Annotated in this window: 10 protein-coding genes and 3 pseudogenes; all 13 read right to left on the bottom strand. The window is 71.0% G+C overall.

The window, feature by feature from the left end; all coding sequences use genetic code 11:
• Positions 1 to 709 precede the first annotated feature (709 nt).
• Positions 710 to 1,009 (bottom strand): annotated as a pseudogene (locus ACIBLA_RS37410) (ABC transporter ATP-binding protein); the annotation flags it as partial.
• A 936-nt stretch (positions 1,010 to 1,945) separates the two neighbouring features.
• Positions 1,946 to 2,782, bottom strand: coding sequence for an HpcH/HpaI aldolase/citrate lyase family protein (locus ACIBLA_RS37405; RefSeq protein WP_399201134.1), 837 nt, complete (start codon positions 2,780 to 2,782; stop codon positions 1,946 to 1,948).
• A complete protein-coding gene (locus ACIBLA_RS37400) occupies positions 2,775 to 3,620 on the bottom strand; it encodes a carbon-nitrogen hydrolase family protein (RefSeq protein ID WP_399201133.1) in 846 nt (281 codons plus the stop codon). Before ACIBLA_RS37400 ends, ACIBLA_RS37405 begins: the two co-directional genes overlap by 8 nt.
• Positions 3,617 to 4,438: an RraA family protein gene (locus tag ACIBLA_RS37395; RefSeq protein ID WP_399201132.1), complete on the bottom strand. Its 822-nt coding sequence runs from the start codon at positions 4,436 to 4,438 to the stop codon at positions 3,617 to 3,619. Before ACIBLA_RS37395 ends, ACIBLA_RS37400 begins: the two co-directional genes overlap by 4 nt.
• Complete coding sequence (locus ACIBLA_RS37390) at positions 4,435 to 5,286, bottom strand: amino acid ABC transporter ATP-binding protein (RefSeq protein ID WP_399201131.1); 852 nt, start codon at positions 5,284 to 5,286, stop codon at positions 4,435 to 4,437. Before ACIBLA_RS37390 ends, ACIBLA_RS37395 begins: the two co-directional genes overlap by 4 nt.
• An 8-nt stretch (positions 5,287 to 5,294) precedes the next feature.
• Positions 5,295 to 6,230 carry an amino acid ABC transporter permease gene (locus ACIBLA_RS37385; RefSeq protein ID WP_399201130.1) on the bottom strand — a complete coding sequence of 312 codons (936 nt, stop codon included), beginning with the start codon at positions 6,228 to 6,230 and terminating at the stop codon, positions 5,295 to 5,297.
• 2 nt (positions 6,231 to 6,232) lie between these two features.
• On the bottom strand, positions 6,233 to 7,177 hold the full coding sequence (locus ACIBLA_RS37380; protein ID WP_399201129.1) for an ABC transporter substrate-binding protein: 945 nt from the start codon (positions 7,175 to 7,177) through the stop codon (positions 6,233 to 6,235).
• An 89-nt stretch (positions 7,178 to 7,266) separates the two neighbouring features.
• Positions 7,267 to 8,652: a M20 family metallopeptidase gene (locus ACIBLA_RS37375; protein ID WP_399201128.1), complete on the bottom strand. Its 1,386-nt coding sequence runs from the start codon at positions 8,650 to 8,652 to the stop codon at positions 7,267 to 7,269.
• Positions 8,649 to 9,953: an amidohydrolase family protein gene (locus ACIBLA_RS37370; RefSeq protein ID WP_399201127.1), complete on the bottom strand. Its 1,305-nt coding sequence runs from the start codon at positions 9,951 to 9,953 to the stop codon at positions 8,649 to 8,651. The genes ACIBLA_RS37375 and ACIBLA_RS37370 overlap by 4 nt, the downstream gene beginning before the upstream one ends.
• Complete coding sequence (locus ACIBLA_RS37365; RefSeq protein WP_399201126.1) at positions 9,943 to 11,217, bottom strand: glutamine synthetase; 1,275 nt, start codon at positions 11,215 to 11,217, stop codon at positions 9,943 to 9,945. Before ACIBLA_RS37365 ends, ACIBLA_RS37370 begins: the two co-directional genes overlap by 11 nt.
• Before the next feature lie 58 nt (positions 11,218 to 11,275).
• Positions 11,276 to 12,214: a MurR/RpiR family transcriptional regulator gene (locus ACIBLA_RS37360; RefSeq protein WP_399201135.1), complete on the bottom strand. Its 939-nt coding sequence runs from the start codon at positions 12,212 to 12,214 to the stop codon at positions 11,276 to 11,278.
• Between the two features lie 273 nt (positions 12,215 to 12,487).
• A pseudogene (locus tag ACIBLA_RS37355) lies at positions 12,488 to 12,589 on the bottom strand (transporter); the annotation flags it as partial.
• Positions 12,590 to 12,791: 202 nt separating this feature from the next.
• Positions 12,792 to 12,960: pseudogene (locus ACIBLA_RS37350) on the bottom strand (thymidine kinase); the annotation flags it as partial.

Genomic DNA, 12,960 nt, shown 5'->3' with positions numbered 1-12,960 from the left:
CCCCTCACCCGCGCGGTCGTCACGGGTGAATATCATGCCGAGGAGGCCACGGGCCGAGCGGTTGTGCTCGATCTGAAGAGCCAGGGTGCTCTTTCTTGGGCATTCGGCATACGCCCAGGGTCCCAGGGGCGGACCGGGTCCCGTCCCGGTCCTGCCGCGGATCAGCACCTGGGCTTGTGTGGCGCCCAGCGCTCACGATCAGGTCATCACTGCTGTGCATGAGGACCGTGGACCGGCCGGAAACGCCAACGGCTTGGGGAGCGATACGAGGTGCCGCCCACGCTGTTTGACGCGATGCGGACTGCCGTCCCGCGTCTGAAGTTCCATGAGGGGCTGGAGTACCAGATCGGCCTCGTAGCGGGCGGCCGGGTCCGGGCCCGGTGGGTTTCGGTGCGCCGGCCGGCGTGCCTGACTTCGCCCGGTGCGGTTCCTGAACCCCCGCCGGACCGGGAGGGGGTGAGCCTCACTGCCACCTGCCGAAGTGGTCCGTCCAGCCGTCGCCCGCTCGCGGGCCACCGAACCGACGAGTGGCCCCTGGCACTGATGCTCACGCGGCCGGCCGCCGCCCCAAGCCCCGCCTGTACTACCCGGCCGCAGGTGCGACGTCTGTGGTGGCCCCCGTGCTGAGGTCCGCAGGGGTCGAGAGGTCACGGGGCTCCAGCTTGCCCGGATCCCGGTCGTGCGCGACGCTTCCACCCGCTTCACCGCCGAGGAGGCCGAGGCCGGCTTCGGCGAGGGCGATGAGCGCGATCAGCAGAGCGAGCCGGACCACGAGGCGCTCGTCACCGCCGGACACGATCGCGTCGACAACGCGGCCCGCGAGGACGGGAGTCGCGACCGCGAGCAGCGCGGTGGCGACCCCGAGCAGGACGAACTGGATGATACGGCGGCGGTGCGGCCGGGCGAAGCCGCCGATTCTCCGGAGGGTGGCGCGGGCGAACGGTCTGCGCTCGGAGCGGGCGTTCATGACGTTGTGCAACTGCGTCCAGGCTGTGGACTCCATACTCATGGGTAGTCCGGGGCGCGGTGCCCTTCCGGGCTCGGTTCCCCTTTCCCTTTCAATCCGTGCGTGCGGTCTTCCCGCATACGGCTTACCGGTGATCTTCTTGGCAGGGTTACGCAGATTTCGGATAACCGATAGTGCCACGCGGTTGGTACAGGCCGTGCCCGTTGAACCACTCTTCTGTCCAGTCCTGCTGCTGCCCGTGCCGCAGGTTGCGTCCGCGTTTCTTGACCAGTCTGCGGAGTCGCCACGCCACGTACTCGTCAGCAGTTCGGAATTTCCGGGCAGCATCCGCCCGACTCCGTATTCCTTCTCCACGAACACCAGGGGGACCCGATCCACCCCGGCACTTCCTCTGTTGGACCGGGCGGTCCCGGTCATGCCCTCGCGCTTACCTTCGCTCGGACGTGATCAAAGTGGGGGTCCTTCCCTCCCGGCGCGTTATATTGCACGCCGATCAGCGGTACTACGGCCCCTCGGACTCCTGCCCTCCGGACGTTTTCACCATCGACTCATACGTCCGGTCTCTTGCCCGATGCCAGGCGTGGCCAGACGGGTCTCTTCTGTTCCGGCCCAGACTGTGCACACGTGCCGCCCTCCATACCCCGGGAGAACCCCAAGGGCTACCCCGGAACGGGGCCCTGGGACGTGGCCTTCGCCCTCCCATGACGGGCTCGGCTTCTCCGCTGTCGGTTTGACGAGGCTGCAAGGTTCGCTTGACACTACGGCCCGCGTGCTTGCTCCCTCCAAGGAGGCTTCTGACGTCCCGCTCAGCCCGCCGCGTCTCCACGACGAACCGGGACCTGCTACCAGGCACTCCGGTGTCTGCCCGGACGGGACTTCCACCCGCGAGCCCGGACCAGCTTTCAGGACGCAACAGGAGATCAACCGCAAGCCGCTCCGGTGGATCAAGGTTCGGACCGGCGGCCGGTGACGGTGTGATCAGGGCGCGTCGGTAGGTCTGGGGTCGTCGGGAGCTGACCGGGTGAGGCGGGTACGGGCGTCCGCCACCAGGGTGGTGAAGCCCAGTGACAGCGCGGTGTACTCGTTGGCGACGACGATCCCGGCCGCGCCCTCGGCCATCGCGAACTCCTGCTCGGCGGGGTGCCAGGCGGGCAGGATCCAGGGCTTGCCGACAGCCGCGCAGGCGTCGGCGATACGGCGCAGGTCGGCGAAGTCCTCGACGGAGCGGCTGTAGCAGCCGCGCCCCCGGCGGATGGCGAGGTCGGACGGCCCGGGGAAGACACCGTCCACGACGTCGAGGGCGACGATCTCCTCGATCTCCTCCAGCGCGGTCGCGTCCTCGATCATCGCGTAGCAGCGGGTCCGCACATCCTGAGCGGCGATCCACTCGGGGCTCAACGAGGCGTAACCCAGGGCTCGTTCGGCCGCCAGGCTGCGGTCTCCCAGCGGTGGGAACTTCGCGAATCCGCAGACCTCGCGGGCGTGGTCCACCCCAAGCACATGCGGAACGATCACTCCGTCCGCGCCGAAGTCGAGCGGTCGCTGGATCGCCTCACGGCCTGTGGACCGTACCTTCACCAGGACTTCCTGGCCGAGCGACTTCAGCATCGGGATGATCACGTTGAGCCCGGTGTCGTCGATCGCGCCGTGCTCGGCGTCGATGACCGTGAAGACCGCCCCGGACGTGGCGGAGATCTCGGCGGCGGTCAGGCTGCCGCTGGCGAGCCAGGCTCCGAGCCGGGGTGCCCCGGCGCGGGCTTCCCCCGGGACGGACGGCGGAACGGCGGAATCGGCGGGCGGGGGCTGCTCAGGCATGGCGCAGGCTCAGTTCGTAGAGGTCGTCACGGCGGTTGGCCAGGGAGGGCACCTGGGCGCGGCATTCGTCCTGGTAGGCGAAGTCGAGGTCGGCGACGGCGACCGCCTCGGGCCGGTCGGGGGTACAGGCCAGGACCGTGCCCCACGGGTCGATGACCATGCTGCGGCCGTAGCTGCGGCCGTTGGGCGCGTACGGGCCGAACTGCCCGGCCGCGACCACGAAACACTGGTTCTCGATGGCGCGGGCGCGCAGCAGGATCTCCCAGTGCGCGGCCCCGGTATGCGCGGTGAACGCGGCGGGCAGCAGCAGGACCCGCGCGCCGGCTGCCGCGTACAACCGGAACAGCTCGGGGAAGCGCAGGTCGTAACAGATCGCGGTGCCGGTACTGACCCCGTCGATGTCGTGTGTCATCAGCGAGTCACCCGGTCGTACGGTGTCCGACTCGCGGTAGCTGAAGCCGTCGGCCAGTTCGACGTCGAACAGGTGCGTCTTGCGGTACGTGCCGGCCCGTGTCCCGTCCGGAGCGAAGAGCTGGGCGGTGTTGGCCGGGAGTCCCTCGCCGTCGGACGGCCGTTCGTGGACGGATCCCGCGAGCACCCACATGCCGTGTGCGGCGGCGAGGTCGGCGATGAACCTGGAGGCCCGGCTGTCGAGGGGTTCGGGTACGGCGTCCTCGGCGGGGCCCATGTAGTCCAGCGCCTCGGGGAGTACGGCGAGCCGGGCACCGCGTTCGGCGGCGGCGGCCAGGACCCGTTCCACCTGGGCGAGATTCGTGTCGAGGTCCTGGCCCGAGCCGAGTTGGCAGGCTGCGACCCGTAGCGGGCGGGGAGCGGTCATGAGCGGCTTCCTTCCGGTGCTGTCGTGGCATGTCCTGACGCGGTAGGGGGCACGGCCGGTGGCCCGACAGCATGGTCGTACGGCGAATCCGAAGACGAACCCGAAGCGGGCGTGGATGCGGCCGTGGGCGCCGCCGCCCGGTCCGCGCCCGTCATCGCGGACAGCGGCGCTCCGTCGCGGAACCGTGCCAGATAGCCGGGCTCGGCCGCCGCGCTCGCGGCGACCCGGGGGGCGAGCGCCGCCGCGGTCACCGGGGTCATGACGAGCACCCCGTCCGCGTCCCCGAGCACGATGTCGCCCGGCGCGATCCGGCTCCCGGCCACCGTGAGCGGCAGGTTCACCGATCCCGGCGCCCCGGTGATCCGGGTGGTGAGCGGGGAGACCGCGCGACTGAAGACGGGCAGCCGGCCGGCGCGCAACCGGGCGGTGTCGGTCACCGCGCCGTTCACCACGACCCCCGCGGCGCCGCGCAGCTCCAGCATGGCGGCGATGACCGAGCCGACGCTCGCGTACCGGTCGTCGTCCCCGCAGTCCACGACGAGGACGTCACCGGGGCGTACCCGGTCCACGGCCAGGTGTACGGGCCCGGAGTCGGGACAGCTGATCCGTACGGGGAGCGCGGTGCCGACCATCAGCGCTTTGACGGAGTCGAGGGCGCGTACCCCGGTGAGCACGCCCTCGGAGAGGAGATGCCCGAAGCCGGCTGTGTCCAGGGTGCGCAGTACGGCGGCGAGCCGGGGGGCGAGCGGCGCTCCGGCCGGCCCGGTCCGGACGCGGCTGAGGGGTTCCGGAGCGGGGCCGTCCGCCGGGACCGTCATGACGCCGGGGTGCGCAGGGTGCGCGCGAGGAAGGCACGCAGCCGCGGATTGTCGGAGCGGCGGATCTCCTCGGGGGTACCGGTCTGCTCAACCGTGCCCTCGACCATGAAGACAACCCGGTCGGCGACCTCCAGCGCGAAGGCCATCTCGTGGGTGACGATCACCATGGTCTGGCCGCCGTCGGCGAGCGCGCGCATCACGTTCAGCACATCGCCCACCAGCTCCGGGTCGAGCGCCGACGTGGGTTCGTCGAAGAGCATCACCCGCGGCTCCATGGCCAGCGCGCGGGCGATGGCCACCCGCTGCTGCTGGCCGCCGGAGAGCCTGGCCGGGTACGCGTCCCGCTTCTCGGAGAGGCCGACCAGGGACAGCAGCTCCTCGGCGCGGGCGACCGCGTCCGCCCGGGGAAGACGGCGTACCCGGATCGGCGCGTGGGTGATGTTCTCGATGACCGTCATGTGCGGGAAGAGGTTGAACTGCTGGAACACCATGCCGAACTGGCGCCGCTGCCGGGTGACGTCCGCGTGGCCGCGGTGGCGCAGCCCCCCGCGGTGGATCTCGAATCCCAGCACCTCGCCGTCCAGCGCGATCTCGCCGCCGTCGATGACTTCGAGCTGGTTGAGGGCGCGCAGCAGGGTGGACTTCCCGCTGCCGGAGGGGCCGATGACCACCACGACCTCGCCGGCGTGTACGTCGAGGTCGACGCCCTGGAGAACGGTGTGGTCGCCGTACCGCTTGCGCAGGTCGCGGACGGTGACCAGCGGTGCGGACTCCCCTGCGGCGGCGGGACCGGACGCGGCTGCGGGCGCGGGGCCGGTTCCAGGTGCGGAACCATCGTTCTTGCTCATGCGTATCGTCATACGCCGAACCCTCTTCCGAAGCGGCGCTCGACCCAGGCCTGTCCGACGTACAGCACGCTGGTCACCACGAGGTACCAGATGCAGGCGACGACGAGCAGCGGGATGGTCTTGAAGTTTTGGTGATAGATGGCCTGTACCGAGTAGAGCAGGTCGCCCATCGCGATGACCGACACCAGAGACGTGCCTTTTAGCATGTTGATGACCTGGTTGCCGGTCGGCGGCACGATGGAACGCATCGCCTGCGGGAGCACGATACGGGTGAAGATCCCGGCGCGGCCGATCCCCAGGGTCTGCGCCGCCTCACGCTGTCCGGTCGGCACCGACAGCAGGCCGGCGCGCATGATCTCGCCCATGTAGGCGGCCTCGCTCAGGGCGAGTCCGAGCAGCGAGGCCACGAACGGGGTGATGAGAGCGTTGGTCTGCCAGGAGACCAGTTCGGGGCCGAAGGGGATGCCGATGGAGAGCGTCGGCACGAAGATGGCGAGGTTGTACCAGAGGATGAGCTGCACCAGCACGGGTGTGCCGCGGAAGATCCAGATGTACCCGTCGGCGACGATCCGCAGCAGCCGTGTGCGCGAGGTGCGCATCAGGGCCAGCAGCACGCCTCCGAGGATGCCGGCGGCCATCGCGAAGACGGTCAGTTCCAGGGTCATCGCCAGGCCGCGCAGCACAGACGGGAAGGTCAGGTAGTCGGCGACGACTGACCATTCCAGTGCCTTGTTCGTGACGACGGCCTGCGCCAGCCAGGCCACGGCCAGCAGGACGACGACGGTGGAGGTCCACTGGCCCGGGCGCGGGCGGCGCGCGGCGGCGGCCGCGTCGGTGGCACCGGGCCGCCAGGGCGGACGGGGAGCACGCGTGGCCGCCGCCGCGGTCCCGGGGCCTTCGGGCGCCGGGACCGCGGTCGGGCCGGGGGTGAGTTCTCGGGCCATGGTCAGTTGCCCGTGGTGCTGAGGTTGACGCCGATGGTCTTCAGCTCGTTGTCACCGAGCTTCCACTTCTTCATGATCGTGGAGAGTGTGCCGTCGGACTGGAGCTTCTTCAGGCTGTTCAGGATCGGCTGGGTCATCTCGGACTTCTTGCCGAAGAACGAGCCCTGGCGCAGGTTGTCGAAGCCGTTGGTCCCGTCGGTGCCGGCCAGTTCGAGAGCGCCCTTGGTCTGGTCTATGAAGTAGACGAGGCTGGCGCGGGAGGAGAAGTATGCCTGGGCCCGTCCGGACCGCACGGCCAGGACAGCGCTGTTGGCGTCCTGGAAGGACTTGATCTCGACCGCCTTCTCGCCGTCCGAGACGCAGGTGCCGGACTGCTTCTTGAGTACGGTCTCCGCCGAGCCGCCCGCGAGCACGGCTATGGAGTGGCCGCAGGTGGCGCCCAGGGAGGTGACCTTGCCGGGGTTGCCCTTGGGCACCGCGAACACCACGAACTCCTGGATCCAGTCGACGAAGTCGAAGTTCTTCGCGGTGTCGGCGTTGTCGGCGTAAGGGCCGAGACCGAAGTCGTAGCGGCCGGACTGGATACCAGTGACGGCCTGGGAGAAGTCGGGGACGATCGTCGGCTCGACCTTGACCCCCAGCAGGTCGGACAGGGCGGCGGCGAGGTCGATCGAGGCGCCTTCGAGGGTCGTGCCGTCCGCCTTGTAGGTCACGTACGGCGGGAAGGTGACCATGGCGGCGGTGAGTGTGCCCTTGCTGCGGACGTCGGCGGGCAGCGCGTCGTGCAGTGCCTTGTCCTGCTTGACACCGGCTTCGGCCGTCGAGGAGGAGGCGGAGGTGCTGCCGGCACCGGAGGAACCGGAGCCGTCACCCGAGCCGCAGGCGGCCAGCAGTGCGAGGGAGGAGAGCGCTATGACGGTTCCGGACAGGCGGTTTCTGCGGGACATCGTAACTCCTGGGGTTCATGGGCGGGGCTGACATCGAGGGTGTGGCTGCGGGAGTGTGGCCGGGCGCGGTGAGTGTGGCCGGGCGGTGGTCAGTCCGGTTCCGGATCGCGGCCCGGGACGGCTCCCGCGCCGGGTTCCGGTTCCGGTTCGGGTACGGGTTCCGGTACGGGTTCGGGTGTGTGGCTCGGCGGTGTCATGGCCGACAGCAGGCTGTGGGCCAGCGCCATGGCAACGTCCCGTACGGCTCCGTCCGGCGGCGCGAAGGTGCTGGAGTGCAGGCGGGGAGCTTGCTCACCGCCGGGGCCAGTGCCGACGAAGAGCATCAGCCCGGTGTGCGCCTGGCAGAAGTACGCGAAGTCGTCCGCGCCGCAGGAGCGCAGATCCCGTACGACCTGGACGCCCGCCCCGGCCAGCCGCCCGGCGGTGGCCCCGGCCAGTCCGGGGTCGTTCACCAGGGCGGGTTCCCCGACGCTGATCTCGGTCCTGGCCCGGCAGCCGTGGGCCAGGGCGATTCCGTCGGCGATCTCGGCCACCCGCGCACTCAGCATCGTGCGCTGGCCGGCGTCCATGCTGCGCAGCGTGCCGCGCACCACCACATCGGCCGGGGTGGCATTGGCGGTGCTGCCCGCGTCGATCGACCCCACGGTCAGCACTGCGGGAAGCATCGGGTCGGCGTTCCTGCTGACGATCTGCTGCGCGCTCACCACGAACTGGCTGGCCGCGAGCACCGGGTCCCGGTTGAGGTGCGGATAGGCGGCATGCCCGGGGACACCGCTCATAGTCACGGTGAACTCGTCGGCCGAGGCGTTGACCACCCCAGCCGTGCAGGCCACGGACCCGGTGGGCAGCGTGGGCTGGACATGCGCGCCGAGGACCGTACGGACGTCGTGGCGCTCCAGGGCCGCCGAGGCGAGGACGTCGAATGCCCCCGACGGATATGTCTCCTCGCGCGGCTGGCACACCACGACCACTGGTACGCGCGGCCGGGCCACGGCCATCGCGCGGGCCAGCGCGGCGACGGCGGCCATATGGACGTCGTGACCGCAGGCGTGCATGGCACCGTTGCGTGCGGCCCACGGCAGCCCGGTCTCCTCCGCCAGCGGCAGCGCGTCCAGCTCGGCGCGCAGCGCGACGGCCGGTCCCGGCGGGCCGATCCGGGCGACCGCCGCGTGACCGGGCAGGCGCTCGACCACGGCGTCCGGCGGCAGCGCTGCCAGGAGTCTGTCCAGGGTGTCGCCCTCGTCACCGGAGACGCGCGGCTCGGCGTGCAGCTCGCGGCGCAGCCGTACGGCGGCCGGCAACTCCCGTTCCAGCGCCGCGAAGAGGGCGGCGTCCGCGAACGCCTCGTCGTGCACGGTGTGCGTCCCGAACGCGTCGTCGCCGTGGGTGCCGGCCCCGGGGTGTGCCCGTGGCCGGGGCCGGGGGACCGCCGTGGCGCGGTCGTACCCGGTTCGTGTCTCGCCGGCCCCGCTCACGCCACGTCCTCCAGACCGTAGACACGGACGGCGTTGTACCGGCCGATCATCCGGGCCACCCGAAGCGCCTCGTCGCGGCTCCATTCATCGCGTGCGACGAAGTCGCCCAGCACCGCCGCCATGCCGCGTCGCCACAACAGCGCGCCCAGATGGTGCAGTTCGGCCGGGCCCCACGCGTCGGAGGAGAAGAGAATCTTGGCGAAGGGCGCCAGTTCCAGCGACTCGGCCAGGATCGCCCGCGCGCGGGCCCCGACGTAGTTCACACCGAGCCCGACGTCGAAGTAGACGTGCGGGTAGATCTGCGCGAGAAATCCGGCGTGCCGGTGGAAGGGGTAGCAGTGCAGCAGCATGACCGGGGTGCCCCGGGGCGCGACCCGCTCGATGAACCCCTTCAGGTGCAGTGGGTCGCAGCGCGGCAGATCCACGTCGGCATCGCCGTATCCGGTGTGGAACTGGATCGGCAGCCCCCGTTCCACGCCCTGCCAGAGCACGTGGCGCAGCAGGACCGGGTGGTCGAGCCGTGAGTTCGGCCCCGTACCGGAGGCGGTACGCAGCCACTGTCCGGCCGCCTCCGCGACCTCGCGCGGAGTCGGGGGCGCCGGGTCGAAGTCCAGGCCGCCCCGGTAGGCGACGATCGACTTCAGGCCGACGGAACCGGCCGACGCCTCCGCGAGAGCGGTCGCGTACCGGTCGGCGAACTCCCCCGCGCCCACGCCCGACGCGGCCAGCTCCTCGGCGACCGGTTCGAGCCGGGTCACCTCACGGACGACCGCGCCGGAGAGTACGGCCATCCGGGCGTTGCTCTCCAGCAGGTCGGCTCCGAAGCCGGTGTCCACCAGGAACTCCGAGGAGCCGGACGCGCGCAGCAGCCTGCGGTTGACCTCGGCGTGGCCGAGCCGGTTCCGCCGGGCGAGATACTCGTCGGGCGGTGCGTGCGGATCGAGGTCCAGGACCGGGGCGCACCAGCGGCGGACGGCGAAGCCGATCTGGGAGTCGAACTGAGTGGTGCACGCCGGCGCCGGGCTGCCGGATTCAGTGATGGCCTCTTCGAAGGCGGCCCGGTCCAGGTCGCCGCGGAACACGGAGTGCACATGGTGGTCGGCCAGGGGCAGTTCGGCCAGTTCCGGCAGCCCGGACCACGGCCCGGCACCGGCCCGCCCGGGGGAACGGGTGGCTCCCGCCCGGCCGCCGGGCAACGCGCCGGACGGTTCGCCGGGAAGGCCGCCGAAAGGAGCGGCGGTAGTACCGGACGCGATGGCGGCAGGACCGGACGGGATGCTGGACGGAAGGTCAGTAGACATCGGCGATCCTGTCGCACAGTTCCTGGTCGGAGAGGCCTTCGACCTGGGCGGCCTCGGACCTGCGTACGGCCACGAAGGTCTCCAGGAGCAGTGGGGGCAGCCAGTTCCGCGCGACGGTGTCGTCCAGCAGCGCGGCCAGCGCCTCGGCCGGGGTGGCGGGCAGCGCGGCGGCGTGCGCCGGGTCCCCGGCGACCGGCGGCGCGCCCGGGTCGGCGAGACCGGCCATCCCCGCCCGGACCAGCGCGCCGAGCACGAGCCAGGGGTTCGCGGTCGCGTCGGCCGCCCGGAATTCCACGTTGAACTGCTCCTCCGGCGCTGTGCCGTTCAGGCTCACCGTGGGGCACACCCGCAGCAGCGCCTCCCGGTCCTCGATGCCGAGGTACGCGCCGGACGCGCTCCATTTGTGCTCACGCAGCCGGACGAAGGACGCCGGTGAGGGCGCGGTCAGGGCGGTCAGGGCCGCCGCGTGCCGCACAACGCCGGACGCGAAGAGCCGGCCTGTGCGTGACAGCCGCCCCGGCGCGTCCGCGTCGTACATGACCGGTGCGTCCGCGCGGTCCCGCAGGGACAGATGAACGTGGACACCGCTGCCGGTGCCGCCGGCGTCCACCATCGGGGCGAAGGTGATCCTCCTGCCGTGCCGGGCGGCGATGTCCCGGACGAACTCCCGCAACAGGACGGCGCGGTCGGCGGAGCGCAGCCCCTCGGCCGGGCGCAGGGTGATCTCGAACTGGTCGACGCCGAATTCCGGCAGCCAGGTCTCCGGTTCGAGGCCCGCCTCGGTGAGCGCGGCCAGTACCGCGCCGCCGAACGGCTCGGCGGCGCGGTGGCGGCGCAGCGAGAACGGCGCCGTGCCCTCGGCGCCACTGAGGACGAACTCGTGCTCGAACGAGGCGGTCAGGCGCAGTCCGTACGACTCCTCCAGCTCGCGCAGCGCACGGCGGGCGAACGTACGGGGGCATCCGTCCCAGTCCGAGCCGTCCGGCAGTACCTGATCGGCCAGGTAGATCCGCAGGGCGCGGTCGGGTGAGGCGCTGTCCAGATCGGCGCCGGTCGCCGGATCGGGCCGCAGGCGCAGATCACCGGTGGACCCGAAGGGGGCGTCGGGCGCCAGCCCGCCGAAACAGTCGAGCCCCAGGTTGGCGGGGACCCATCCGGTGCCGGAGCGCAGGATGTGGTCGTGGGCGGAGTGCGGCGCTGAGCGACCTCGTACCTGGGCGGCGAGATCACAGGTCGCGACGAAGACGGCAGAGGGAGTAGACATCACGAGCATGAAACAAGAGCTTCACGACACATGTCAATGCGTTGTTATGAATTGTTTGTTACTCATGATTGGTGTCCGTCGACGCCGTCGTCCCGGCCGGTCGGCGCCGCCCGCCCGCTCCCCTCGCAGCCGGCCGCCCGGCCCTGATCTCAGCGGCCCCCTGCTGATGCAGGCCTTCCAACTGGTTCTCGAAGGTGCGCATCCGCGTGGTCGCCGCTTCCCCGAGGCGCTGGTGGACACCGCCGATAATCACCTCCACCAGCGCCATCGCCGCCACGTAACTGTCGAACGGGCTCGGCGAGCGGACCTGCGCCGACAGCACGGTGTCGGCCAGATCGGCGACCGGTGACAGCCAGGGGTCCGTGATCAGCACGATGCGCGCCCGCCGGGCCCGTGCCTCGCGGGCCAGCGCGATGGTCTCCTGCTGGTAGCGCCGCAGGTCGAACAGGACGAAGACGTCGTGACGCCCCACGTCGAGCAGGTCGGCGGCGGCCATATCGGCTGTGGGCGTCACCTGCCGGGTACCGGGACGCATCTGCCGCAGGTGCAGCTCCAGATACTCCGCGAGCAGCCGCGAGAACCGCCCGCCCGCGCACGCGACGCGCGCCCGGCTGTCGGTCAGCAGGTCGAGCGTGCGCTCCAGTTCCGAGGCGGGCAGCCGCGAGAAAGTGGAGTCCAGGTCGTCCCGGAACACCCCGCCGGCCTCGCGCAGCGCCTCCCCCAGCCCCACCTCGTCCGTGAAGCGGCTCGGAAGGGTGAGTGGTGACGCGTCCCTGGCCTGCAACTCCTTGCGCAGGGCACTCTGGAACTCCCGATAACCGGCGAAGCCGAGGTGTGCGACGAACCGCACCACCGTCGGCCCGCTCACCCCGGCCCGTTTCGCCAGCACGGCGGTGGTCTCCAGCCCGGCCGCCGGATAGTTCGCCAGAACGGTCCGGCCGATACGTCGGCCACCGGCCGGGAGCGAGTCCATGGCCTGCCTGATCCGCCCGGACACAGTCACGGGGAACGCGTCGTCACCCGTCCCGACGGGATCCGTTTCAGCTGGGGCCCTCTCCGGCTCCGGCACTGCCTGCGACACCTTCATCCACCTCCGGTAACGGACAACGCGGCTGACAATGCCACCCCGGAAGCACGCCCGGCGAATCGGCGGGACACTCCGCGGACATCCGATCCGTGGGGACCGGGTGTTCCGCCCCTCGCGAACGGCCCGGAGGGTGGCTGCCGACCCGGGCCAGGGCCCGGCCGGTGTCGAAGCAGTGCGGAACACCCCGAGCCGGTCGCGGACCAGGTGCTCGAACTCCGCCCGGTGGTTCACCAGCCACGAGAGACGGAACAAGCCCTGATTGATGACGCCCGCGTCAACGTCCCGCGTTCCCGGGGCCACCTGATCCCATATAAGCCCCACAGAACCCCTGACGTTTCGTCGGGGAGGCGTAGAAGCGCAGTTCAGAGGCATTGCCCAGCGAATACGCCAGGCGCCTTCCGAGCACTTGGCCGGAGGATCGAGCCGTGCACAAGGCGTACATCCCCGGAAAGGACCAAGGGACGGCCACTGGCATGGTGGAGAACGGTCAGGCGTGGTTGACCGGGAGAACGTCCGGGGAAAGGGCACTCGCATGGGCCGTGGCCGATGTCATGCGGCGGTGGTGGTGGCGGCGGCACAGCACCTCGTAGCCGACCTCGTCCTCGGACTGGTGCACGTCGCCGACCACGACCTGGGCGCCCTCGACCACCATCACC

The sequence above is a fragment of the Streptomyces sp. NPDC050433 genome, assembly GCF_044458565.1.
Lineage (GTDB): Bacteria > Actinomycetota > Actinomycetes > Streptomycetales > Streptomycetaceae > Streptomyces.
The sequence above is the reverse complement of the archived record's forward strand: the minus strand, read 5'-3'. Positions and strand labels throughout refer to the sequence as shown.

Excerpts from the sequence above, each read along its gene's own strand:
- ACIBLA_RS37405 (WP_399201134.1), bottom strand. The coding sequence starts at position 2,782 with ATGCCTGAGCAGCCCCCGCCCGCCGATTCCGCCGTTCCGCCGTCCGTC.
- ACIBLA_RS37400 (WP_399201133.1), bottom strand. The coding sequence starts at position 3,620 with ATGACCGCTCCCCGCCCGCTACGGGTCGCAGCCTGCCAACTCGGCTCG.
- ACIBLA_RS37395 (WP_399201132.1), bottom strand. The coding sequence starts at position 4,438 with ATGACGGTCCCGGCGGACGGCCCCGCTCCGGAACCCCTCAGCCGCGTC.
- ACIBLA_RS37390 (WP_399201131.1), bottom strand. The coding sequence starts at position 5,286 with ATGAGCAAGAACGATGGTTCCGCACCTGGAACCGGCCCCGCGCCCGCA.
- ACIBLA_RS37385 (WP_399201130.1), bottom strand. The coding sequence starts at position 6,230 with ATGGCCCGAGAACTCACCCCCGGCCCGACCGCGGTCCCGGCGCCCGAA.
- ACIBLA_RS37380 (WP_399201129.1), bottom strand. The coding sequence starts at position 7,177 with ATGTCCCGCAGAAACCGCCTGTCCGGAACCGTCATAGCGCTCTCCTCC.
- ACIBLA_RS37370 (WP_399201127.1), bottom strand. The coding sequence starts at position 9,953 with ATGTCTACTGACCTTCCGTCCAGCATCCCGTCCGGTCCTGCCGCCATC.
- ACIBLA_RS37365 (WP_399201126.1), bottom strand. The coding sequence starts at position 11,217 with ATGTCTACTCCCTCTGCCGTCTTCGTCGCGACCTGTGATCTCGCCGCC.